This is a genomic window from Rhizobium sp. AP16, from assembly GCF_000281735.1.
In the GTDB taxonomy this organism is placed as follows: Bacteria; Pseudomonadota; Alphaproteobacteria; order Rhizobiales; family Rhizobiaceae; genus Rhizobium; species Rhizobium rhizogenes.
Genome location: NZ_AJVM01000022.1, coordinates 12,844 through 37,145, shown reverse-complemented (window position 1 = coordinate 37,145; position 24,302 = coordinate 12,844). Strand labels below are relative to the sequence as shown.

The 24,302-nt window shown below is 60.6% G+C and carries 22 protein-coding genes; 13 read left to right on the top strand and 9 right to left on the bottom strand.

The window, feature by feature from the left end; genetic code table 11:
- Positions 1-7 precede the first annotated feature (7 nt).
- From PMI03_RS10980 to PMI03_RS10945, 8 genes are all read left to right on the top strand, one after another.
- Entirely contained in the window at positions 8-967 is a 960-nt protein-coding gene (locus PMI03_RS10980; RefSeq protein WP_007692949.1) for an ABC transporter substrate-binding protein, read from the top strand.
- Between the two features lie 92 nt (positions 968-1,059).
- Complete coding sequence (locus PMI03_RS10975) at positions 1,060-1,953, top strand: MurR/RpiR family transcriptional regulator (RefSeq protein WP_007692947.1); 894 nt, start codon at positions 1,060-1,062, stop codon at positions 1,951-1,953.
- Between the two features lie 344 nt (positions 1,954-2,297).
- Positions 2,298-3,140 carry a transporter substrate-binding domain-containing protein gene (locus PMI03_RS10970; protein WP_007692945.1) on the top strand — a complete coding sequence of 281 codons (843 nt, stop codon included), beginning with the start codon at positions 2,298-2,300 and terminating at the stop codon, positions 3,138-3,140.
- Positions 3,141-3,170: 30 nt separating this feature from the next.
- A complete protein-coding gene (locus PMI03_RS10965) occupies positions 3,171-3,920 on the top strand; it encodes an amino acid ABC transporter permease (protein ID WP_007692943.1) in 750 nt (249 codons plus the stop codon).
- Positions 3,917-4,690, top strand: coding sequence for an amino acid ABC transporter permease (locus PMI03_RS10960; RefSeq protein WP_007692935.1), 774 nt, complete (start codon positions 3,917-3,919; stop codon positions 4,688-4,690). Before PMI03_RS10965 ends, PMI03_RS10960 begins: the two co-directional genes overlap by 4 nt.
- Before the next feature lie 10 nt (positions 4,691-4,700).
- Positions 4,701-5,489, top strand: a complete 789-nt coding sequence (locus tag PMI03_RS10955; protein WP_007692933.1) for an amino acid ABC transporter ATP-binding protein — start codon at positions 4,701-4,703, stop codon at positions 5,487-5,489.
- Positions 5,490-5,500: 11 nt separating this feature from the next.
- Entirely contained in the window at positions 5,501-6,841 is a 1,341-nt protein-coding gene (locus PMI03_RS10950) for an MmgE/PrpD family protein (RefSeq protein WP_007692931.1), read from the top strand.
- 30 nt (positions 6,842-6,871) lie between these two features.
- Positions 6,872-8,170: an LLM class flavin-dependent oxidoreductase gene (locus tag PMI03_RS10945; RefSeq protein ID WP_007692929.1), complete on the top strand. Its 1,299-nt coding sequence runs from the start codon at positions 6,872-6,874 to the stop codon at positions 8,168-8,170.
- Positions 8,171-8,245: 75 nt separating this feature from the next.
- Here the strand turns inward: PMI03_RS10945 and PMI03_RS10940 are convergent, their stop codons facing one another.
- A complete protein-coding gene (locus tag PMI03_RS10940) occupies positions 8,246-9,553 on the bottom strand; it encodes an MFS transporter (protein ID WP_007692927.1) in 1,308 nt (435 codons plus the stop codon).
- A 572-nt stretch (positions 9,554-10,125) separates the two neighbouring features.
- Between PMI03_RS10940 and PMI03_RS10935 the strand changes: the two genes are divergently transcribed.
- The 4 genes from PMI03_RS10935 to PMI03_RS10920 are packed head-to-tail and all read left to right on the top strand — an operon-like array spanning position 10,126 to position 15,188.
- Positions 10,126-11,262 carry an acyltransferase gene (locus PMI03_RS10935; protein ID WP_007692924.1) on the top strand — a complete coding sequence of 379 codons (1,137 nt, stop codon included), beginning with the start codon at positions 10,126-10,128 and terminating at the stop codon, positions 11,260-11,262.
- Positions 11,262-12,365 carry a glycosyltransferase gene (locus PMI03_RS10930; protein WP_007692923.1) on the top strand — a complete coding sequence of 368 codons (1,104 nt, stop codon included), beginning with the start codon at positions 11,262-11,264 and terminating at the stop codon, positions 12,363-12,365. Before PMI03_RS10935 ends, PMI03_RS10930 begins: the two co-directional genes overlap by 1 nt.
- Before the next feature lies 1 nt (position 12,366).
- Complete coding sequence (locus tag PMI03_RS10925) at positions 12,367-13,392, top strand: glycosyltransferase family 2 protein (protein WP_052034271.1); 1,026 nt, start codon at positions 12,367-12,369, stop codon at positions 13,390-13,392.
- An 8-nt stretch (positions 13,393-13,400) separates the two neighbouring features.
- Positions 13,401-15,188, top strand: a complete 1,788-nt coding sequence (locus tag PMI03_RS10920; protein ID WP_007692921.1) for an ABC transporter ATP-binding protein — start codon at positions 13,401-13,403, stop codon at positions 15,186-15,188.
- A gap of 12 nt (positions 15,189-15,200) precedes the next feature.
- On the opposite strand, the gene PMI03_RS10915 is transcribed toward PMI03_RS10920, so the two are convergent.
- Positions 15,201-16,178 (bottom strand): zinc-binding alcohol dehydrogenase family protein, encoded by a 978-nt coding sequence (locus PMI03_RS10915; protein WP_007692920.1) that lies wholly within the window; start codon positions 16,176-16,178, stop codon positions 15,201-15,203.
- A gap of 97 nt (positions 16,179-16,275) precedes the next feature.
- On the opposite strand from PMI03_RS10915, the gene PMI03_RS10910 reads away from it, so the two are divergent.
- Positions 16,276-16,674, top strand: a complete 399-nt coding sequence (locus tag PMI03_RS10910; RefSeq protein ID WP_007692918.1) for a helix-turn-helix domain-containing protein — start codon at positions 16,276-16,278, stop codon at positions 16,672-16,674.
- Positions 16,675-16,708: 34 nt separating this feature from the next.
- Here the strand turns inward: PMI03_RS10910 and PMI03_RS10905 are convergent, their stop codons facing one another.
- From PMI03_RS10905 to PMI03_RS10875, 7 genes are all read right to left on the bottom strand, one after another.
- A complete protein-coding gene (locus PMI03_RS10905) occupies positions 16,709-18,409 on the bottom strand; it encodes an ABC transporter ATP-binding protein (RefSeq protein ID WP_007692915.1) in 1,701 nt (566 codons plus the stop codon).
- Complete coding sequence (locus PMI03_RS10900; RefSeq protein ID WP_007692912.1) at positions 18,406-19,281, bottom strand: ABC transporter permease; 876 nt, start codon at positions 19,279-19,281, stop codon at positions 18,406-18,408. The genes PMI03_RS10905 and PMI03_RS10900 overlap by 4 nt, the downstream gene beginning before the upstream one ends.
- The gene (locus PMI03_RS10895) at positions 19,278-20,228 is read right to left on the bottom strand and encodes an ABC transporter permease (RefSeq protein WP_309574356.1); all 951 of its coding nucleotides are present in this window, start codon (positions 20,226-20,228) and stop codon (positions 19,278-19,280) included. Before PMI03_RS10895 ends, PMI03_RS10900 begins: the two co-directional genes overlap by 4 nt.
- Positions 20,209-21,834: an ABC transporter substrate-binding protein gene (locus PMI03_RS10890; RefSeq protein ID WP_007692907.1), complete on the bottom strand. Its 1,626-nt coding sequence runs from the start codon at positions 21,832-21,834 to the stop codon at positions 20,209-20,211. The genes PMI03_RS10895 and PMI03_RS10890 overlap by 20 nt, the downstream gene beginning before the upstream one ends.
- Positions 21,835-22,089: 255 nt before the next feature.
- Positions 22,090-22,296, bottom strand: a complete 207-nt coding sequence (locus PMI03_RS10885) for a KTSC domain-containing protein (RefSeq protein ID WP_007692904.1) — start codon at positions 22,294-22,296, stop codon at positions 22,090-22,092.
- Positions 22,297-22,473: 177 nt separating this feature from the next.
- Positions 22,474-23,658, bottom strand: coding sequence for an MFS transporter (locus tag PMI03_RS10880; protein ID WP_007692902.1), 1,185 nt, complete (start codon positions 23,656-23,658; stop codon positions 22,474-22,476).
- Positions 23,655-24,251 (bottom strand): GNAT family N-acetyltransferase, encoded by a 597-nt coding sequence (locus PMI03_RS10875; RefSeq protein WP_007692900.1) that lies wholly within the window; start codon positions 24,249-24,251, stop codon positions 23,655-23,657. The genes PMI03_RS10880 and PMI03_RS10875 overlap by 4 nt, the downstream gene beginning before the upstream one ends.
- Positions 24,252-24,302 lie beyond the last annotated feature (51 nt).

Below are 24,302 nucleotides of genomic sequence, written 5' to 3'. Positions count from 1 at the left end.
GATTGTCATGTTTAGACGTTTTACCGCCGCACTTCTCGTGCTTGCCTTCACCGCGGGCCCGCTGCTTGCACAGGATATCGAAAAGCGCGTTTTCACCGATGATTTCGGCCGCAAGGTCGAGGTGCCGGTGCATCCGCTGCGGATCGTCTCCATGCATGATCTCGATATCACCATCCCGTTGCTCGAGCTCGGCGTTCGCCCGGTCGCGAGCCACGGTCGCACGGGCATAGACGGCAAGGCCTATCTGCGCTCCGGCCCGATCCTGACCGGGATCGATTTCGACAATTCCGGGATGCGCTATATCGGCGCTGTCACCGTCGACCTCGAAGCCGTGGTCGCGGCAAAGCCCGACCTCATCATCACCGAACCCGGCCGCACGACGCCGGTCGAACAATTGGAGAAAATCGCGCCGACCGTCGTCATCGACAACACCGTCGGCAGCGCGCCGCATATCTACGAGCGCCTCTCCGATCTCACCGGCACGCAGGACCGACTCGCCATCCTCGACCGGCGCTACCGGGCGCAGATCGAGGAGCTGAAACAAGTGGTGGATCCGTCCAAGATCACCGTCTCGGTACTGCAAGCGCAGAACGGCAAGATCAGCATCTATCATACTTACCGCGCGCTCGGCCGCGTGTTGCGCGATGCCGGTTTCCGCTTTCCCGACATTATCGAAAAGATCCCGGAGGGCAGGCGGATCGAGGTCAGCGCGGAGCGGCTGCAGGAGTTCGACGCCGATTTCATCTTTGATACCTACCGGTCGGATACCGGCGGCACGCCGGCCGAGGAAATCGCTGCGATGAACAAGGTGCTCCCGGACTATTGCCAGTTCCTCGCCGCCTGCCGCGAGGGGCGCTACATCCTGTTGCCGCGCGAGGAGGCGATCTCCAATTCCTATGCGGCGCTCAATCTGATGGTTTCGATGGTGCAGTCACATGTTGCCGGGCGTCCCGGCTTGAAGCAATAGCAACAGTGACGCGCCCAAGACTTTCAAAATCCGTCAGAATAGGACAATGTGCCTTCCTTAACATGACTATGTAATGAAGGTATCACCCGGCCATGGACGCCGCCTCCAGAAATCAGAAGAAGACGCGCCGGATAGACCGCTTCGGCGAACGGCTGAAGAACCGCCGCGCCTCCCTGTCGCCGAGCCTGCTCAGCGTCGCCGATTTTATCGACCAGCATCGCCACGCCATCCTCGGCAAGTCCGCGCTCGAAATTGCCAACGAGACCGGCACCTCCGACGCGACGGTCATCCGCGCGATCCAGGCGTTGGGTTTCGAGGGGCTGATCGACCTCAAGGACACGCTGGAGGCCCATATCGGCGAAACGGATTCGCCCTCCGAGAAGATGGCGACGACAACGCGGGAGCTGAACAGCAACGTCGATTCCGCCATCGATTTCGTCATCAACGATCACCGCAATGCCATGGAAGCCCTCTCCGCGCCATCCAACCGTCAAGGCATGGCGGATGCCATCGCGGTCATTCTAGGCGCAAAACGCATCGGCATTTTCGGCATCGGCGCCTCCGGCGTGCTCGCGACCTATGCCGCCCGTCTCTTTTCCCGCAACGGTTATCCCTCCTATGCACTGAACCTCACCGGGATTGCGCTCGCCGAACAGCTTCTGACCATGGAAGAAGGCGATGCGTTGATCATGATGGCCTATGGCCGGGCGCACCGCGAAGGCATGACGACCATCACCGAGGCCCAGCGCCTCGGCATCCCGATCGTCATGCTGCTCGGACAGGAGGATACGGTGCTGCGCAAGCATGCCGATGCGGCGATCGTCATTCCCCGCGCCAAGGTCGAGCACGTCGCGCTCCACGGCCCGACCCTCGTTTGCCTTGAATCGATGATGCTGGCACTTGCGACCGCAGCCCAGGAAACGACGCTGCAATCCCTCGATCGCCTTATCAATCTGCGTAGTTCCATCCGCCCGAGCAAACGTTGAGAAACCTGATTTATCAATCTGATAATTAACGAAAATATCAGATCAGCCGAGGCTTTTTCACCTAGACGATACTCCTGGCGCTACCCGGCAGCATGACGGGCGTCGAAGGACGAGCCTCTCCCGCGCGGAGCGCCCGGCCGTCGGCATGAAAGCGCCCTCCCAAACAACCGGAATACAAACGCCCCGGCTAAGCCTGCAACGAGTTCCAACGACAAAGCGATTGTATTAAAACCCATATAATATGTGGGTAATTCGTTCTAAGAAGCTCAAAGAAATAGCATGCGATTCCTCGCCCGTTTCCGCCTGCCTCTCTAGTTTCCGCGCCGACAAGGAGTTTTAAACCCATGAACTTTGCCAAGCGAACTTCGGCGACACTTTTTGCTGCCGCTCTTTCTATCGGTGCGCTTTTCAGCACGATCGCTCATGCGGATGCCACACTCGACCGCATCAAGGGACGCGGCTCGCTGACAGTCGGCGTCATCCTGTCCGGCGCGCCATTTGGTTATATCGATCCGGCCGGCCAGGAGCAGAAGGGCTATAATATCGACATCGCCAAGGCTCTCGCCGACAAGCTCGGCGTCAAGCTGGAAACGGTAACGGTGACGCCGCCGAACCGGGTGCAGTTCCTGCAGCAGGGCAAGGTGGATATCCTGATCGCCAACATGCAGTACACCGAAGAGCGTGCCAAGATTCTCGACTATGTCCCGACGGCTTACGACCGCAGCGGCGGCGCAGCCGTCGGCCGCAAGGACAGCGGCCTGAAGGACTGGAGCGATCTGAAGGGCAAGGCCGTCTGCGTATCGCAGGGTTCGAACTACACGCAGCCGCTCATCGAGCAATATGGCGCCGAAGTGAAGGCCCTGCCCAGCCAGCCGGAATCGCTGCTGGCGCTGCAGGGTGGCAATTGCGTCGCCGCCGTCCATGTCGGCGCCACCGTCGGCCTTCTCCTCCAGGACCGCCCGGAAGAATGGAAGGACTACACCATCCTCTTCCCCACCGAACTCATCCCATCCGATTCCGTGATCTGGCTGCGCAAGGGCGAGACCGATACGAGCAATGCGCTCGACAAGATCATCCGCGAGCTGCATGCCAACGGCAAGCTGCTTGAATATGCGAAGGCCAACCGGTTGCTCAATACCTCCTATCTCGAGGAAGAGCACAAGAAGCTCGAGAGCGAAGGCAAGTGACGTTTACCGTCGCTTGAAGCAAGGCTGCTCATGGGGAATACCCTTCTTCAGGCATTCATAGACTGGACGGGCAAGATCGGGCTCCATTACGAGTTCCTCTCCAGCGGTTATGAGGCACAGATCTGGCGTGGTGGTTTTATCACCACGCTTTATCTCATTGTGCTCCTGATTCCGGTCAGCCTTGCTTTCGGCCTCCTCTTTGCGGCCATGCTGACATCCAGCCGCAAGCTGGTATCCACACCCATCCGGGCATTCATCGAAATCACCCGCAACACGCCGACGCTGGTGCAGCTGATGTTCAGCTTCCTGGTGCTGAACACGCTCGTCTCCAACGTCCTCGGCGGCGCGCAGAACAATCCACTCTCGCCCTTCTTCTGGGTCGTGGCCGTCGTCGGCCTGCATGTGGCCGCCCTGCACGCCGACGCCATTCGCGCCGGCATCGAGGCCGTGCCGGAGCAGACGGTGGAGGCAGCCCGCGCCATCGGCTTCAGCCGCCTGCAGATCCTGAGGTTCGTGGAAGCACCCCTGGCGATCCGCGCCTCCCTGCCGGCCCTCGTCAACAATCTGATCAATCTGGTGAAGCTCACGACCGTCGGCAATGCGATCGCGGTGAGCGAGATCACCTATGCCTCGATCATGGTCTGGACGCAGCGCGACAACGTCGTCGAGCTGATGATCGTCATCCTGCTGTTCTTCAGCGCCATCAACCTGGCGGTCGCCCGGATCGGCCATTGGGTCGAGAAGCGCCTGGCCGTGCCGGGATTCGGGGTGGGATCATGACCAACACCAAGATCCTCTCCGCGTCGGCGCACGGCCGGCTGCCATGGCTGTTCGGTGCGCTCATCATCCTTGCCGCCCTCTGGCTGCTTGCCGATCTGTCGCTCCTGTCGACCCTTATCGAGTGGCTGCCCTATCTCGGCACCGGCTTCCTCATGAATATCCTGATCAGCCTACTCGCCATGGCGGGTGGGACGACGCTCGGCGTAATCCTCGGCATTCTCGAACTCGCGCCCTTGAAGATCGTCCGCTATCCGGTCGTCTTCTATGTGCAGGTTTTCCGCAATGCGCCGCATCTGGTCCTGATCTTCGCCACGACCTACATCTTCCCCTTCGAAATCGTGATCGCCGGCCATTACCTGCCCTTCCCCGACTGGCTGAAGGCGGTGATCGGGCTTGCCATCCCGGCCAGCGCCTATGTGGCCGAGATCACGCGCGGGGCCATTCAATCGATCGCGACGACGCAATGGGAAGCGGCCAAGGGGCTTGGTTTTTCCCGGCTGCAAGCGCTGCGCTGGATCATCCTGCCGCAATGCGCCCGCCGCTCGCTGCCGCCCTGGATGAACCTCTTCGCCTCCATCACTATGGGAACGGCGCTTGCCTCGCTCGTCGGCGTGCATGAGCTTCTGCACGCCGCCACGGATGCAAGCACTGCCGTTCGTCGGCTGGATTTCACTGTGCTTGCCTATATCGTGGTGATGACGGCCTTCTTCGTTCTTTGCTATCCTATTTCCAGCCTGACGCGCCGCCTCGAGCGGCGCCTGAAAGTATGAGGAGCTGGGCATGAGCCAAGCCGCGACCAATCCGATCGTCGAACTGGCGGACGTCCACCTGTCCTTCGGGCCTACCGAGGTATTGAAGGGGATCGACCTGCAAGTGGCGCGAGGCGAGACGGTCTCGATCATCGGCCCTTCCGGATCCGGCAAGTCGACAATCCTGCGCTGCATCAACGCGCTGGTGACGCCGCAATCCGGCCGCATTACCGTCAATGGCGCACGCGTCGATCAAATGACCAGCGAAACGGACAGGATCAAGCTGCGCCAGAAGATCGGCATCGTCTTCCAGCAGTATAATCTGTTTCCGCATCTGACGGTCATCGACAACATCACCCTCGCCCCGATCCGTATCCTCGGCGTTGATCGGTCAGAGGCCGAGCGTCACGGGAAGGATCTTCTGGCGCGCGTGCGCCTTTCCGAGAAGGCGCAGATGTATCCGGGCCAGCTTTCCGGGGGCCAGCAGCAGCGCGTCGCGATTGCCCGCGCGCTTGCTATGAGGCCGGACCTCGTCCTATTCGATGAAGTGACCTCCGCCCTCGATCCGGAAACCGTCGGCGAAGTGCTCGCTGTTATACGAGACCTCGTGAAGGAGGGTATGACCAGCATTCTCGTCACGCACGAAATGCGGTTTGCCGAGGAAATCAGCGACGTCGTCGTCTTCACCGAAAACGGCCTCATCGTTGACAAGGGACCGCCCGAGCACATCTTCCAGAAGTCCGCAAATCCGCGCATCCGCCGTTTCGTCAACGGACTGGCTGGCGCGCGCGGTGCTTTGGAAGACGGCGAAGGCATCTGAAGGGATCGATTATGGACAAGGTCTTTCCGCTTACCACGGCCTTTGCCGAGGCCATCGTCTCGTCCGAGCCTCTGAAGGACAAAGCCGCCTTTCAGGCGGCGCGCACCGCGATTATCGACTGGCTGGCCTGCGCTTTTGGTGGCGCGCTCGATCGCACGACGCTGATCCTGCTCGATCAGCTCTCCCCCGGTGCCGGTAATGCAGTGATTGTCGGGCAAGAGTGCCGAACCGATGCCCTGACGGCCGCGCTCATCAATGCCCATGCCGGGCATGTGCTCGACTATGACGATGTGCATTCAAGCGTGCGCGGCCATCCGACGACGGTGATCGTTCCCGCACTTCTGGCGCTTGCCTCGGAAACCCGGCTTTCCGCCGAGCAACTGATTGCGGGCTACATCGTGGGGCTTGAAGCCATGGCTCGCCTCGGGCTTTCGCTCGGCACCAAGCACTACGAGAACGGCTTCCATGCGACCGCGACGCTCGGCACGATCGGTGCCGCGGCGGCCGTCGCCCATGTGCTCGACTACTCCGTCGAAGAGACCGCCGTGGCGCTTGGGCTTGCCGCCACTCATTCAAGCGGATTACGCCTGCAGTTCGGCTATGATGCAAAGCCCTACCACGCCGGCATGGCCGCTCGCTCCGGTCTCTTGTCCGCCAGGCTCGCCAAGGCAGGCTTCGGCGGTGCCAGGGATTTCCTCGATAATCCCATCGGCTTCTTCTCCGCATTCGCCTTTGGCGAAGAGCGTCCACAGGCCACAGTGGAGAGCTGGGGATCGCCCTGGCAGATCGTCTCGCCCGGACTGACGCTGAAGGCCTTTCCGTGCTGCACGGCAAGCCATCCCGTCGGCGTGATCGGCATTCAACTGCATCAGGAAGGTTTGCGTGCGGACGCGATCGAGTCGGTCACCTTCGCCTTCCCACCGGGCGGCGATGCCGCGCTGGTGGTCACGAACCCGACCACCGGAATCGATGCGCGCTTCAGCGCCGAATATGTCTTTGCGACCGCCTTGATCGACGGAGCACTCCGGATCGACCATTTCGGCGAGACGCCGGTGCGCCAAGATCTGATGGCGGTCGCCCGCCGCGTACGACGCCGCCATGACGAGGCAGCCCCTCGCCTGTCCAGTGACCCGAAGACACGCTTCGTGATCGCGGATGTGCTCCTCACCAATGGCGAGCGATTGACCCGCGAGTTCAAGGGGCTGCCCGGCGTCACCGACCCAACCGACAAATTCCGCGGCGCCACCGGCAAGCATCCGGCCGTTTCAGCCGTTCCAGAGCTTGCAAGGACGATGCGGAGCGAGGATGATCTCTATCGCCTCCTCGATTTGCTCGGCCAGCGGCTGACCTGAACCTTTTCCGCAATTCCAAGGCATGAAACCATGAGCAAGACCCGCAAGATCCATCTCGGCCTTTTCCTGCAGGGAGCCGGTCATCACGTCTCCGGCTGGCGCCATCCGGACGCCGAAGCCGGCAGCGAGAACTTCGACCTGCTGCGCCGCGTGGCGCAAATGGCGGAAGCGGCCAAGTTCGACATGCTGTTTCTGGCCGACGGTCTGACAAGCGGCGTCGACGCACACCCGTCGATGATCGCGCGCTTCGAGCCACTGACCCTGCTTGCCTCGCTTGCCATGGTCACCGACAAGATCGGCCTTGCCGCCACGGCATCGACCACCTACGGCGAACCCTATCATCTTGCCCGCGCCTTTGCCTCGATCGATCATCTGAGCCACGGCCGCGCTGCCTGGAACATCGTTACGACCTCCTATGCGCGCACCGCCGCCAACTTTTCCAAGAGCCACCCGGAACACGACGAGCGTTATGCCGTGGCGGAGGAGTTCGTCGATGTGGTGCGCGGGCTCTGGGACAGCTGGGACGACGATGCCTTCCGTAAGGACAAGGAAAACGGTGTCTATGCCGATCCGTCCAAGGTGCATGTGCTCGATCACAAGGGTAAGTACTATACGGTCAAGGGACCGCTCAACATTCCGCGCTCCCCGCAGGGGCAACCGGTCCTGATCCAGGCAGGCTCCTCCGGTCCGGGCCAGGATCTCGCCGCCCGCACCGCCGACATCGTCTTTACCGCACAGCAAAGCCTCGACGAGGCGCAAGCCTTCTACAAGAGCCTCAAGGGCCGGGTTGCCGGCTTCGGACGCGATCCTGATAGCGTGGCGGTCATGCCGGGCTTCCTGCCGGTGATCGGCAGGACGGCGGCGGAAGCGCGCGAGAAACTCGATGTCCTTAATCGCTGGACGGACATCAAGAGCGCCATGCCGCTTCTCGAAGAACGGATCGGCCACAGCCTTGCCGACTATGATCTCGACGGCCCGCTGCCGGATCTGCCGATTTCGGACCAGTTGCGCAGCCGCGCCGAACTGCTGACCGAGCTTGCACGCCGCGAGAAGCTGACGATCCGCGAGCTTGCCCTGCGGGTTGCCGCCGGCCGCGGCCATCACATTGTCCTCGGCACGCCAATCGAGATTGCCGAGCGCATGCAGCAATGGTTCGAAAACCGCGCCGCCGACGGCTTCAACGTCATGCCGCCCTTCTTCCCGGGCGGGCTTGAGGATTTCACCCGCGAAGTGGTGCCGATCCTGCAGGAAAAGGGTCTTTTCCGTACCGAATATGAAGGCACGACCTTGCGCGACCATCTCGGCATTCCCCGACCGTCCCTCGGCTGAGACACTCCGTCGGTTCGAAACCGGTAGGTTTGAGGCTCGCTCTTCAGATTGGAGAGCGGGCCTTTTTGCGACCGATCAGATGCGCGAGGCGCCTGTGCCTTTCAGATCGCGCGATGTTGAGGCGCGAGCCACCACGCGCCCGACAAACAGAACCAGCACGGCGGCTATCGTCAGGCAGCCGGCGAGGAAGAACATCGGTGCGATGGTGCTTCCGGTGGTGTCCTTGATCCACGGCACGACGTTCTGCGCGACGAAACCTCCGAGATTGCCGATGGAGTTGATCGCCGCCAGACCTGCAGCGGCACCAGCCCCTTGCAGGAACCGTGACGGCAGACTCCAGAAAACCGGCTGTCCGGCGAAGATGCCAGCTGCGGCGACGCAGAGGAATGCGAACTGCAGCGTATGATTGGGAATGACCGCCGACAGCACCAGGCACACAGCTCCCGTCAATGCGGAAACGACTATATAGGGCGTCTTGGAGGCGGCCTTGTCCGCCATCGACGGGACAACATAAAGAGCGACCGCGACGAGCAACCAGGGAATGATGTTCAGGAACCCATTGGTGGTGTTGCTGACCCCGAAGCCCTTGACGATGGTCGGCAGCCAATAGCTGAGGCCGTAGGCTGCCAGCGGAAAGCCGACATAGCAAATCGCCATCAACAGAACGCGCGGGTTGATCAGAGCCTTGAAGCCGTCGGATGCATGCTGCTCCATGCCTGCATTTTCAGCGGCAAGCCGATCCTTGAGCCACTTCTTTTCGTCAGTGCTGAGAAAGCCCGCCTTTTCCGGCAGATCGGACAGATAGAAGAAGGTTACGAATCCGGCGATAATGGCTGGAATACCGGTGACGATGAAGACCCATTGCCACCCGGCATGACCATAGAGGCCGTCCATGTCCAGCAGAAGGCCACCGATCGGCGCTCCGATCGCATTGGCCAAGGCGCTGAAGATCATGAACAGCCCGACCATGGTGCCGCGATAGGCCGAGGGATACCAAAGCGTCAGGAGATAGAGGACACCCGGAAAGAAACCCGCTTCGCAAGCGCCGAGCAGGAAGCGCAGAATATAGAACATGGTCGGGTTCTGGGTATAAGCCAATGCGACCGTGACAATGCCCCAGGACACCAGAATGCGCGCAAACCACTTGCTCGCACCGAACCTGTCGAGGAGCAGGTTGCTCGGGACTTCGAACAGGAAATAGCCGATAAAAAACAACGACGCGCCCAGGCCGTAGGCATATTCACTCATGCCCAGAGCGCCAACCATTTCCAGTTTCGCGTAGCTGACATTCTGGCGATCGATATAGGCGATAAGATAGAGAATACCTAGAAAAGGCATAAGTCTCCAAGTGATCTTGGAGATAAGCTGTTTTTCGTCAACCACGTCATTTCCTCCCTGGGGCAAAGCTGGACCATGTAGATAGCGCAGCCCGGTGGTTTTCAATCTAAAAGCGATTGAAAAAACAAGACGGCCCGCGTGCGTTCCGCCTCCCCATCCACTGGCAATAGAGGAAAAGTCGCTACAGGCGGCAAAACGCGCCACCGACGACCACCAGTCGGATGTATTTTCCGACGAAATATCTCTTAGTTTGGAAATTATCGCATTGGATTGACCTAAGAAGATCAAAACTAACATGATGGTTGCGGCATTCCGTTCTGCTGTAGCGCCTGATATGGAAGGCACACGACGGGTATTTGGAGCGCCGCAGGGCAAAAATAACTCCGAATGCCAGCAGGATGCTCGTATGTTTCAAACATGTGATTGCCGTCGGTTAATTTAGTGAAATTTGTCACAGTTTGGCCGGATTCGCTCATGAACGCTCGGGAGGCGCTTGGCGTTTTGCCGGTCCACACGGGGCTTAGGAAGAAGTGTAAAACGCAAACGACAAGAACAATATTGGGGAGTTGGCGCCGTCAAGGAGAGTGTCCGACAAAGGCTGAAAACCGGGGGTGTCTATGTCGAATACGCGCGACCGCCAATTGGACGGGCTGAGAACTCTTGCCGTCACAATGGTGCTATACGCACATTTCGTCGCGGCCGACGGAAATTTTTGGGGGCATCTCGGTGTCCGTCTCTTCTTTGTGATCAGTGGATTCCTGATCACGCGACTGTTGTTGGATGCGCGCTCCGCCGTTCAATATGAGCCGGCCACCGCGCTGAAATCATTCTATATTCGCCGCGCGCTGCGTATATTCCCTCCCTACTTCGCGCTGCTGGGCTTCGTTTGGTTCGTCAACCTCGAGGGCGCCCGCGGCAGCCTGAAATGGCACGCGCTTTATCTGTCAAACTACTGGTATGCCATTCGCGATCAATGGACGCCCTGGTTTCTGTGTCACACCTGGAGCCTCAGCATCGAGGAGCAATTCTATATTGCCTGGCCGCTGGTGATGCTGTTGGCACCACGCCGGATGATCGAACGGATCTGCGTCGCCGTCATTGCATGCTCGATCGCCTACCGCCTCTGTTGGCCCCTGACGGGAACGCCTTCGCTCATGCGCGATCTGCTTCCCTCGGCGTCGATGGACGCCCTGGCGGCAGGCGCGCTGCTCGCGGCTTATCGTGGCAGGACCGATGCCTGGCCGCAATGGATGCGGCTAAGCTGGATGCCGCTTACAGCCGCGGCTGTCATCGCACTGTGGCTGAGATCAGAACCCATGACACCGCTGCTCGACTGGACAGTTTGGATCGGCAGCGAGGTTTTGCCGCTCATGCCGCTAGTCATGCTGGTCGGTTGCTGTTCGTCAGGGCTAACGCCCCCCCTCGGCCGGCTGCTCGAACTCCCGCCTATAATGGCCATTGGGCGCATCAGTTACGGCATTTACCTTTTCCATCCGATCGTCCTGTCCTTGATCGTCAAGGCTCAGCCCTGGATTCCGATGAATGTCTCGGAACAAGGTCTTGCCCGCTTCGCCATCGGCAGTGCGGCCACGTTAATGCTCGCCTCGATCTCCTGGGTGATGTTCGAAAAGCCACTCAACAATCTCAAGCGCTACTTCCCTTACGTGGTCGCGAAAGACCATGCCCTTGCCACGCCAACCGCGATTGCGGGCGGTCCAGACCTCCGATCTCCAATAAGCATGCGAGCTGAATAATGACTGTTCCATTGGTCTCCGTCGTACTGCCCGTCTACAACGGCGAACTTTATCTTGCCGCGGCGATCGAAAGCATCCTGCGCCAGGATCACGAACGCCTCGATGTCATCGCAATCGACGATGGCTCCACCGATCGATCGCTGGATATCCTGCAACGGTACCGAAAGGCGGATGATCGCATCCGTATCGTCTCGCGGGAGAACCGTGGCCTTATCGCAACCTTGAATGAAGGCATGACCCTGGCGAAAGGCGACTTTGTCGCCAGGATGGATGCCGACGACATTTCCTATTCGACACGCCTCTCGCGACAGGTTTCCTTGTTCACGCAGCGGCCCGAGCTGGCGATCAGTGGCACGGGCATCGACCGGCTCATCGGCAATCGTGTCGTGCGCGGCACGCAAAACCCGATCCATCTTTCAGCGGACTGGCATGTACTGTCGATGTTCTACACCGTCTTCATGCACTCGACCGTGATGTACAATCGCAATGTCATCCCCCAAGGCATGCTGATGTATGACGCAAGCTATGTGCATGCGGAAGACTTCGATCTGTTCCGACGGATTACGCGAGAGTTTCCGGTCGCCATGATCGAGGAGAGCCTGGTCGCATACCGCATTCACGACGAGAGCGTCACGAACAAGCATAAACGGCAAATGCGCCGGACCCATCTGAAGATCGCCGCCGAGAATCTTCTGCGGGAATCCTTGATCGACGATCCGGACGCTCTCCACGACATCGGTGCGATGGTAACGCCCGACACGGTTCGCCGCGTCGCCGACTGTCTTGTCTCCATGGAAGAGAAAATCGCGACCCGTACCAAGGCACCGTCGTCAAGCTATGAAGACGGTGCTTTGTGCTTCTTCTACTTCCTCTACCAGCTCATCGCTGACGAGAAGCAACCACAACTGACGCACGCATTCCTGACGCGCACCGGAAAATGGCACCTTATCCGGCGCCGGGAACGGTACGGCCTTCGCGCCGGCGCCTATGCGCCATGGTGCAGCCGCGTCTGGAGCGAGGCAAGCACGCAGCTGGACGCGCTGGCGCGATATAGGCAATCAGTGCCTATCAAAGCGGTGCCACCGCTTCAGGGTCTCGCATAGCATGGCCGGGGGACGCCCCGACATAGTGCGAGAGCACACGCAGAAAGCCGCTAAGGTTCCATCCTCTTCCGGAGGGTACGGTCCCGTGGCAAGCTTTATCGTCTGCACCCGCAACCGCGCCGCAGCGCTCGAAGCATGCATCCGGTCGATCGAGGTCGCCTGTCGCTCACATGCGACGATAGCGAGCGAACTTGTGGTGGTCGACAATGGCTCGACCGACGATACCGCCGAGCGTCTGGCCCATATCGCTGTGACCTCGAGCATGACGATCATACCGGTGATGGAACCGCGCCGTGGTTTAGCGGCCGCCCGCAATACGGGCATGGAGCGGTCGCGCGGCCAGATCTTGATTTTCATCGACGATGACTGCGAGATCGACGATCATTACCTACAAGACCTGGAGCGGCACTATGTGACCGGCGAGCAATATATCGTTCGGGGCGGCCGCGTCGAACTCGGCAGCGCCCATGATCTGCCCTTCACGATCAAGCGATCGCCGGAGCGCGCATTTTTCAGCCCGGACGTCCATCCCGGCGGCTTCATACTGGGTTGCAACATGACCATGCACCGCGAAGTCGCCATGCGCATCGGTCTCTTTGATGAGCGGTTCGGCGCCGGCGCCGCCCTGCAATCCGCCGAGGATACCGATTATCTGGTCCGCGCCTTCCAACTCGGCATCCCGATCGAATATGTGCCCGACATGACTGTTTTCCATTATCATGGGCGGGATACACGCGAAGCGATCGAGCGGCTTCATCGAAGCTACAGCCTTGGAAACGGAGGGCTTTGCCTGAAGCACATGTTCAAGGCACCGTGGTTGTTGCGTCACTTTTGCTGGACCCTTCGGTCGGCCTGGCAAGAGCTGTTGGGTGGATCTCGTTTTGACCCGGAAGTCTCTCTATCGCACTGGCCGATCATATTCATGAATTTGCTGGGCGCCGCCGAATTCGTGCGTCTCACTGTGACCGGCCGGCGGGAGCAGCCGGACGTAAACCAGATCAAACAGGCAGCTCGTTCGCTGAGGTGATATCCGCCATGCTGAAATTCTTCCTGCCAGGCCTGCAGCTATTACGCCACGCATTGGGCCGGCAAACACGCCTGCTTCCGATCGTGGTCGTTTTGGGGCTAAGCAGCGCGGTGCTGGAGGGCGCAGGCATCGGCCTGATTATTCCCATGCTCGGCATCATAGGCGGCCAGAAGGATCCGTCGGGAATGGGCGGCCTCTCCGCCGCATTCCAGCAGGTGGGATCCAGCCTGGATGATCGGCAAAGGTTGCTGGTCATCGCGGCTGCCGTGCTTGCATTGATCACGCTGAAGAATGTCCTGGCCTTCGCCAATACCGTGCTGACCAACTTCATCTACGGCAAAGCCGGCCATGCGATCCGAAGCGCCCTCGCCGACCAGCTCTTGAAGATCGGATACCCGTTCTTCCAGCAGGAAAGTCCGGGGCGGCTGCTGAACATCATTTCCAATGAATCATGGCGGGCGTCGGATGCGATACAGACAGCGCTTGCGGCCATCGTGAACGCATCGGCCGCCATCATTCTTCTGGCCTTCCTGCTGCTTCTGTCATGGCAGATGACGCTCTGCGTCGCCGTTGGCCTCGTCCTTGTCCAGATCGCGCATGCTGTTCTGTCGGCCGGGCTCAAACTGCCCAGCCGCGATGTCACCTCCTTCAACAACGAGCTTGCCACCAGAATGCTTCATCTTGTTCATGCCGGACGACTCATCCGCATATTCGGGCAGGAAGAGCGCGAGAAAGCCATTTTCGACGGGGCGTCGAATGCCGTGCGCAAGGCGGGTTTTGTCCTCCAGACCCGTCAGGGCATCTTACCACCGCTGACCGAAGTGCTGCATTCGGCGCTCTTCCTGGCGGTGGTCGTGAGCGCATGGCTCTGGGGCATAAACTTTCCGATCATCGTTGCTTTCGTGGTCCTGCTCTACAGGCTGCAGCCGCATGTGCGCGCCTTGCAGCAAGGATGGAGCCAGGTGCAGGGCTGGAGCGGCTCTCTGGAGGAGGTCCGATGGCTACTGGATTCCTCCGACAAGCCGAAGCCGCCGACGGGACAGGAACCAGCACATGAACTCCGCCAGCATATCAAATTCGACCGGGTGACCTTCAAATATCCAGGCTCCAGCTCCCGGCCCATGGTGTTGCGCTCCGCCAGCTTCGAGATCCGCCAGGGTTGCTCGACGGCGATCATCGGCCGGTCTGGCGCCGGAAAGACGACGATCGTCAATCTTCTCTGCCGGTTTGTCGAGCCCGACGACGGCGACATTCTTATCGACGGATTGCCATTGAGCCGGATCGACCCGACCCAGTGGCGGGGTAGAATTGCGCTTGCCAGCCAGGATCTGGAGCTTGTGGACGGCACGATCCTGGAAAATATAACCTATGGACAAGATGCTTCGCTCGCCGAGGCGGAGAGCGCAGCCAGGTTTGCCGAGGCGCACGAATTTATCGAGAAGCTGCCCGACGGATATCAAACGGTCGTCGGCTACAGAGGAGCAAGCCTATCGGCGGGCCAACGGCAGCGAATAGCGCTGGCGAGGGCGCTTGTCCGTGATCCCGATATCCTGATCCTTGACGAGGCCACCAACGCCGTGGACGGATTGTCGGAAGCGGCCATCGTCGAGACCTTGAAGTCGAGAGCCGGCCGCCGCACAACCATCGTCATCAGCCATCATCGCAGCACCATTTCATTCTGCGACGAAATCGTCATCCTCGGCGGTGGCCGCGTCCGCAACCAAACCCCGTTTGCCGCCGTCGCCTCCTTGAGCATGGATCAGCTTTACGAGCATGGGATGCTCGAGAAGCATTAGAATTCATGATCCTCAGGGAACCAAGACGATCTTCCCGCTAACGGCACGGCGCTCGATCGCCTCATGCGCGCGCCAAGCCTCGCGCAGCGAAAACTGCCCGCCTTGCAGAACACGGATTCGTTGGTTGGCGGCAAGCTCAAAGAGTTCCGTAAGATCGGACCTGATATTGTCCGGGGAAAGCAGGGGCAGCAGGGCGAAACCTTTCAGAGACTGGTTCTGTGAGAACAACTGATCCATATCGGCCTTGTCGAGATCGAAACGGCCGAGCGCGGCGAAGACCAATTCCCCAGCCGGCGCCAGCGCCGCCAATGCCGCTTTCGTCACGGAGCCGCCGACAGTGTCGTAGAGGATATCCACGCCGACATCGCCGGTCTGCGCTCTGACGACATCAGCCCAATTCGCTTCGCCGTAGTCAATCGCCAGATCGGCGCCGAGCGACAAGGCAATATCTCGTCTTTCCTTCGTACTTGCCGCAGCGATCACCTGCCGCGCGCCTTCCCGCTTGGCCAATTGCACGAGCAACGAACCGACGCCGCCGGCAGCTGCGGTCACGAGAACGCTCTTGCCCGTCGGCGGGTTGCGCCGCGTCATATGCAGTGCCGTCAATCCCTGCACCATCAATGCCACGGCATCGTCAAAGCCGATGTGATCCGGCAGGTGGACCAAAGACGTGGCATCGACGGCAATGAACTCCGCATAGCCGCCGCCGCGCCCCAGCGCGAACAGCGGAACGCCGACGCGAACACCAAGCAAATCCGGATCGGCTCCCTCGCCGACCCGCTCGACGACACCCGCCACTTCAACGCCCGGGATCATCGGCAGCTCGGGCGTGACGGCGTAGCGATCGGCCCGCATCAGCACTTCGAAGTAGTTGACACCAGCGGCATGGACGCGCACCAAAACCTCGCCCGGCGCCAGCTCCGGAACGGGTATTTCGATGACATCAAGGACATCCGGCGGACCGAAGCGACTGAACTGAACGGCTCTCATGGCAGACCTCACGTTGAAATGCTGTGAGGCAGGTTTTACCTATGGACTCCGCGCCAAAATACACACCCTTTCGTTCCCTACCCACCAGGAGGTGACCATGGCGGATCCGATGAAAAGACTGCCGAAACTACCCGTCGAACGCGCGCTGAAAGTCATCGCCGGCCGCTGGAAGCCGGTCATTCTCTATTATGTCTTCGACGGCCCGAAACGCCTGTCCGAGCTGAAGCGAATGATGCCCGACATCACGCAGAAGGTTCTGATCCAGCAACTGCGGGAAATGGAGGAGCATGGGCTCGTCCGGCGGCAAATCTTTGCGGAGGTCCCTGCCCGCGTGGAATATACGGCGACGGATCTCGGGCTGGGTCTGGAACCCGTATTGCTGGCGCTTTGCCGATGGGGCCAGCGCCATGCGGAGGAACAAAACGAAGCGGATGAGCTGGCCGATTGCATCGTCCATCCAAGAGCCGGACGGACTTACGCGAGGACCGCAGCCTGACGGGCAGTCGCGAATGCTGCGGTCGGCATGCCGGTTATATTCGTTCCCCGGGTGCCGAAAGTGAGGGCACTGAGGCAATCAGGTCGCGCGTATAGAGATGTTGCGGCTGATCGAAAATCTGCTCCACCGATCCGGTTTCGACAACCACGCCGTCTTTCATGACGGCGATGCGATGGCTCATATGCTGCACCACGCCGAGATCATGCGAAATGAAGACCATCGACAATCCCAGCCGTCCCTGAAGATCGACCAGCAAGTCCAGCACCTGGGCCTGGGTCGTGACATCCAGCGCGGAAACAGGCTCGTCGCAGATCAGCAGTTTCGGTTCGGCTGCAAGCGCTTGGGCAATAGACACGCGCTGCCGCTGGCCGCCGGACAAGGTGTTCGGCCGGCGCGCTAAAAGCTCCGGCGACAGGCCTACGAGTTCGATCAGTTCCGCTATTCTCCGCCGCCGCGCCACTCGGTCGAGCTTCCCGCGCAGCCGTAATGGCTGGTCGATGATCCGCTCCACAGTGAAGCGCGGATCGAAAGAGCCGAGAGGGTCCTGACTGATAGTCTGGATCAAGCTGCGCAGGGGCCGCCGCTTGGCTTCCGGAAGTGCGCTCCACGGCTTGCCTTCGAAGAGCACATCGCCATTAACCGCGTGTCGTAGCCCCAGCGCCACCTTGCCGATCGTCGTCTTGCCGGAACCGGACTCGCCGACGATGCCGAGCGTTTCACCCCGGCCAACGTCGAGCGAAACCTGCCTGACCGCTTCAAACCGGCTGCCGTCGGGTCGCTTGAAACCCACCGAGACATTGCGGATCTCCAGGAGCGGCGTTTCAGCCTCCGCGACCTCCCGGCGGATAGGCGCGCCTTCGCTTGCGCTGAGCCAGCGGCCACGGGTCGCGGCCGTTGGCACGGCGGCCAGCAGGCGGCGCGTATAATCATGCAGCGGCGCGGACAGCACCTCGCGCGCGGGACCTGCCTCCACCAATTGGCCATTCTGCATCACGACCACGCGGTCGGCGAGCTGGGCTGCAACCGCGAGATCATGCGTGATGATGAGAACGGCATGACCCGCCTGCGCCAGCTCCTTGAAAACCGCGAGGACCTGCCGCTGCACCGTCACATCCAGTGCCGTGGTCGGCTCGTCGGCGATCAGCAGGCGCGGCTGGGCAGCCAGCGCCGAAGCGATCAGCGCTCTTTGCCGCAACCCGCCGGACAGCTCGTGCGGATACTGGGCGGCACGAATTTTCGGATCGGGGATGCCGGCGCGGCCGAGTAGTTCTTCGACACGCTCAGCCACTTGCGATCGAGGCAGCAAACGGTGTGCAAGGATCGGTTCAGCAACCTCGCGGCCGACCGTGCGCAAGGGGTCAAGGGAGACCAAGGCGTCTTGGAGGACGAAGCCAATCTCCCGCCCGCGAATCTGACGCCAGGATCGTTCGGAAAGGCCTAGAAGATCCAGCGCCTGTCCATCATGGCCGACAAGCGTCATCGCTTCCGCCCGGACGTCGGCCCGGGAGCCGGCAAGCCCGACGAGCGCACGCGCCGTCACCGATTTTCCCGACCCGGATTCACCGACAAGCGCGAGGATTTCTCCGGCTGCGATTTGAAAGGAAACGTCCCTCACCGCCTGAACCCGTCCGCGCGGCGTCGGAAAGGTTACGCTCAGCCCCTTTACCTCCAATAGCACGGGGCTTGAAGGAACAGCCGCGAAATGGCTCCGCAGGATGGTGTTATCCAGGTTCAACGGGCTCCCCCCTTGGACAAGAGGTTCTGCAGCCGGCGGCCGAGAAGGGTGATCGAGATCACGGAGATGGCCACTACCGTCGCCGGCAACAGGCTGGTCCAGGGAGCGATGTCGAGGAAATTGCGGCCGTTTGCCAGCAGCGCGCCCCATTCCGGTGCCGGCGGCACGACGCCGAGGCCGAGAAAGCTCAGCGCCGACGCGGATAGGACGGAACTCCCGACCCCGATCGTTGCCAGGATCAGCAGCGGGCGGATGGTGTTTGGTACGATATGCCGGGTGACGATCGTCCAGGGATGTTCACCGAGCGTGACGGCGTGCTCGACATAGCCCGAAAGCTTGACCTGTAGCACCTGCGAGCGGACCAGCCGCGCATAGGACGCGACACTGGAGAGACCGACCGCAAGCAATGTGTTCAAAGGTCCGCGTCCGAGCACTGCGATCACCAGCAGCGCCAGCAGTATTTCGGGAAAGGCAAGCAGAATATCGATCAGGCGCACCAGAATGCGGCTGACCGCCTTCGGCGCAAGTGCTGCTGCCGTGCCGAGCAGTATACCGCCCAGGGTGGCGATCACTGTGGCACCGATACCAATCGTCAGCGACAGCGATGTTCCATGCACGACGCGGGAGAAGAGGTCGCGCCCGAGTTCGTCGGTCCCAAACCAATGCCGCAAATCCGGCGGCATCAATATCGCATCCGTATCCACCGCTTCCGGATCGAAAGCGGTGAACCATTGCGGCTCCCAGATGGCGACCGTGAGAACCACCACAATGGCGAGCGGGATGAGCAGGCCGGGTGCCAGCCAAGGATTAGCGCCGGCGCCGCCATCTTGACGCCGGCGTAGCGCCGCATCGAATAGTTCCGCGCTGCTCATTGTGGCACTCTCCGTAGACGAGGATCGATCAGCAGATAGAGGGCATCGACCAGCAGATTGATAATGACGAAAACGCAGGCCGACAGCATCACCAGGCCGAGCACCAACGGCATGTCGCGGGTCTTGATCGCCTGTAGCGTGATCTGGCCGATACCGGATCGACCGAAGACCGTTTCGGTGAGGATGGAGCCGCCGAGCGTGCTGGCAAACAAAGTGCCGGTCAGGGTGGATGCGGCGAGCGCGGCATGGCGCAGACCGTGGCGAAACCGCAGGAGCGTTTCGCCAACGCCGCGAGCCCGCACCGTCAGCGCGAAGGGTTGCGACAGAGCCTCCTCCAGACCATCGCGCAGAACCTGGCTCAACAGCGCGGTCAAGGGCAGGCTGAGCGCAATCGCCGGCAGCACGAGAGAGGCAAACCCATCATTGCCGGTCACCGGAAACCATTGCAGTTGAAAACTGAACAGCGACAAGAGCACGATGCCAATCCAATAGACCGGTGTGCTCAGCAGGATCAGCTCGAGACCGGAAAGCGTCACCGCCAGCCCTCGCCTGCGGCCTGCCGTCGCCAGGGCAACAGCTACCGCCAGGCTGAGTGCGATGATGACGGCGCTGCCCGCCAGTTGCAGCGTCGGGCCGGCGGCCTCCGCTATGACGTCGATAACGGGCTGCCGATACTGATAGCTCTCACCGAAATTGCCGAGCAGCGCATTGCCGATGTAGCGCGCATATTGCAGCACCAGCGGCTGATCCAGCCCATATTGATGGACCAAAGCTGCCCGCTCGGCCGCATCGACGACATTCTCGCCGCCGGAGAGGATCGAGACCGGGTCGCCAGGAATGAGCTTGACGGCGATGAAGGCGATCGTCGCCGCGCCCCACAACACGGCGACGATCACACCCAGCCGCCTCGCGACGGCATGGATCAGGTTACGGGTTGAGCCAGGCATCATAAAAATTCGGCTTCGCGTTGGTGGCCCAGCTAATGCCGAGAAGCTTCTTGGAGGCGCCAAGCTGGTAGGCCGCGACATAGCGCGGCACCGCATAGGCCTGATCGATAATCTCCGTCTGGATCTCGGCATAGAGCCGCTTGCGCTCCGCATCGCTCGCGCCGATCGCCTTGCTCAGCTTTTCGTCAAGACTGCTGACGCGCGCATAGTTGGCGCCGTTCGGCGGCGCGTAGGCGGAGTGAAACACCGTGCGCAGAATATCCGGCTCGGCACGCACGTAGTTGAGCGAGACGAGGTTATAGTCATTAGCATTGGCGCGGGCAATCAAACCCCCGGCATCGGTAGGATCAAGCTGAAGATCAAAACCGGCCTGGCGCACCTGATATTGAGCCGCCTGCGCCAGCGTAATATCGGAGTCACCCACCTGGGCGGTGTCGTAGACATAGTGAAGCGTCAGGCGCTGTCCGTCCTTTTTACGAATTCCGTCGGTATCCTTTTCCTTCCAGCCGGCTTCATCAAGCAGGCGGTTCGCCTTGGCGAGATCGAAGCCCCATTTGCCGCCAAGGCGGGGTTCGTAATAGAGCGTCGAAGGCCCGAGGATATTGTCGGCCGGCTTCAACGTGCCGAAGTAGGCCGCCTTCACGGCTGCGGCGACATTCACCGCGCTCTGGAACGCCTGGCGAACCTTGACGTCCTGGAAAGGACCCTTCGAAATATTCAGGAGAAAGGCACTGGTAACACCCGGGTTCTCCTTCGTCACGACCTGCAATTTGCCATTGCTCTGCACCGAGCGGAAGTTGGCGGGCGGAACGGCATCGATGGCATCGACCTGCCCACTCGCCAGAGCGCCGAGACGAACAGAGGCTTCCGGCAGGTATTTGAAATCGATCTCATTGAAATGAGCCGGCCCCTTGTGGGTGGCGTAGCCGGGTCCCCAGTTATAATCGGTGCGCCTGGTCAGCTTGCTGCCGCTGCCCTTCACGAAACCATCGAGGACAAAGGCACCGGAGCCGACAACGGTATTGGTCGTGCTGGTCGCCTTCTGCAGATAGATTGGGGACTGGATCCCGAGATAAGGCAGGCTAAGTCCCTGCAGCAGCGGTGCGAAAGACTGGCGATAGCTGATCACGACGGTATTTGCGTTCGGCGCCTCGATCTTGTCGACTGGACCGAGCAACGACTTTGCGTAGCTAGAGGTCGTCTTCGGATCGAGGATGCGATCGAAATTATACTTCACCGCCGCCGCATCGAGCGGCGTGCCATCGCTGAAGGTCACGCCCGGCCGCAGATGAAATGTATAGACCGTGTTGTCGCCGTTGATCTCCCAGCGCTCGGCCAGCCAGGGCGTGAAGCTGTTGTCCTCGGCCTGACCGACCAGCGAGTCGACGATATTGCGGGTGATGACGGCGGTAATCGAACTGCCGGTAATCGACGGATCGATGATGGCTGTATCCGTCCCCAGGCCAACCTTGAGGATGCCGCCATCGATCGGCTTGGCGCCCTCGGACGCCGCCCAGGCATGGGCACCGGCCAGCGAAAGGAAAGAGAAGGCAACGGCCGCGCGGACGCTGCTTCTTAACGAAACTCCAAAGACTGCACGCCCCATATTCTAAGCCCCGATATTGGAAACGATCAAAATTGACCGGCCCTGCCGGCGTGCAAACCTGCAACGCATCGGCAATCCCGTGCTTGGAATATTGTCTATTAAATTAGTGGACTAAAGGTATTCTGGTTCTTTTGACGCGACGTTCGAAAAATACCGTTTCAATCTTACGCGGCTTATCTATCCACGGAAGGTCATCCGGCCTCCGGTCGCAGTGGCTTGACCTGCCAGGATGCAAGGTCCCGCCAATATCAAATACTAGGCGACGCGCTCGAAGCGGGTACGGATATGTTCGATGTAATGCTGGCCGGGCGAAGCCGCCTTGACCATGGCGATAGCGGCCTTTTCCGGAACGCCGGCAAACAGACGCTCCTCGCCGTTTTTGAAGCGAATATAAAGACGTCCGTCCTCGGGATGGAAAGCGACGGATTTAATGATTTTCGATGAAACTGCAAACTCTTTCATAGCGCCCTCTTCTTTGAAACGGTTATGCCATGAAAATCCCAACATCACGTGAAGTGACCTAGTTAAAGAAGAGTAGCCTGCAACCATCAGTTTTTATCGAACGGCGGAAGCGATGGCTTGCCGGGCTAGACCTGACCCTATTTCTGGCCGGTTTTCGGGGCGGAATTTGTCAATCGCCTACATGGGGAGACCGAGCCGCCGCCTGCCCAGCAGGTGCAAGACGGCGGCCGCAATCAGCGCAACCATCGAAATGCCTGCCGACAAGTAGAGCGCACCGGCTTGTCCGAAACCGTCTATGACGAATGCATAGATCACGGGTGCCGTGGCAGAGAGAACGAAGCTCGGGGCGATCAGGCTTCCCACCACCGAGCCGTAGCTGCGGGGATCGAACAGGATGAGCGGAAGCGTGCCACGGGTGATCGTCAGCAGTCCATTGCCGATGCCGTAGAGAGCTGCAAAGACGATGGCCGCGACTATCGATGTGCCGGCAAACAGGCCCGCGGCGAAAGCAATCGGAAGCATCAGGGATGCGAGAAGAGTGAGGAGGAGCGGATCGATCTCGCGGCCGAAAAGCACCTCGCAGAGGCGTGCGAGAGATTGCCCGACGCCGCGCGAAGCGGCGATCCAGACGGCTGCCGACGCAGCCAGACCAAGACCGGTCAGGATACCGACCATATGGGCGGACATGCCGGCGTTCAGGAAATTGGCAAGGCCCGTCAGCAATGCATAGAGTCCGCCGAAGACGATGACGTGCCTAGGCTCGCTTGCGAGCGGCGGAGAATGCGCGGCGGTCTCTGACTGGGCTCCCGCCTGCTCTTCCGGGATCGCCAGATAGAGAGGGATTGTCAAAAGAGCGAGGCCACCATAGACGGCAACCGCGCCGCGCCAGCCGAAAGTGACGGCAAGGAAATGACCGACCGGCCAGAAGGTGGCGGAGGCAAGGCCGCCCAACAGGGTGATCTGGGACATGGGGCGACGGGCCTGGAGACCACCGATCCGTGCGAGCGCCGCGAATGCCGCATCATAAAGGGTGAGCCGCATGGCGATGCCGAGACAGATCCAGGCAGCGTAATACCCTGTCAGCGTCTCGCAGATGGCCAGCGCGAAACATCCGATCGCCGTCAGCACCGCCCCCGCGACCATCACTTTTCGTCCACCCAGACGATCGATCGAGCGCCCGGCAAGCGGCGAGACCACGCCCATCGCCAACAGCCCTATCGCAAATCCGCCATGGATGATCTCGCTTGACCAGCCAAGATCGGCAGCCATCAACTTGTCGAATACGCCGATCAGGTAATAGGTAACACCCCAGGCGACGAGCTGCGATAACGCAAGGCACAGGATCGTCCTGCCGGAAATCACCGATCCGCTTCCGGTTTGTTTTGCGCCGGCGTCGTCTGGTCGCCCTCCCCCAATGCCCGTTGCATCAGCACCGTATCCACCCATCGGCCAAGCTTGAAGCCTGCGGACTTGAACGTCCCGATGGGTTGGAACCCCATCCGGCGATGCAGTGCGAGCGAGCCTGCATTGCCGCTATTGCCGATGACGGCCAGCATCTGTCGCCAAGGCCCCTTCTCGCAGCGGGCGATGAGTTCCTGGAGAAGCGCGCTGCCGACACCCCGGCCGCCGAGACCATCCGCGACGTAGACCGAATCCTCGATCGAGAAACGATAGGCGGGGCGAGGTCGATAGGCGGTCGCATAGCTGTAGCCGACGATCTCGCCATTCAATTCGGCAACGAGATAGGGCAGCCCCACGCCGAGCACGGACGCCCGGCGCGACCGAAGCTCGTCGGCCGATGGCGGCACCTCCTCGAACGTCGCCAGTCCGTGGAGAACATGATGCGTATAGATGTCGCGGATGGCCTCCATATCCCCATCGCTGGCATCGCGAATGGCGGGCCGATCCCGCTCAATGGATATGTCTCGGTCTTCCAAGGTCTGGTCGCTTTTCATTGCTCAATCTCTTCTCAACACGCCGTTATCTTTAACGATGCCGCATCATGG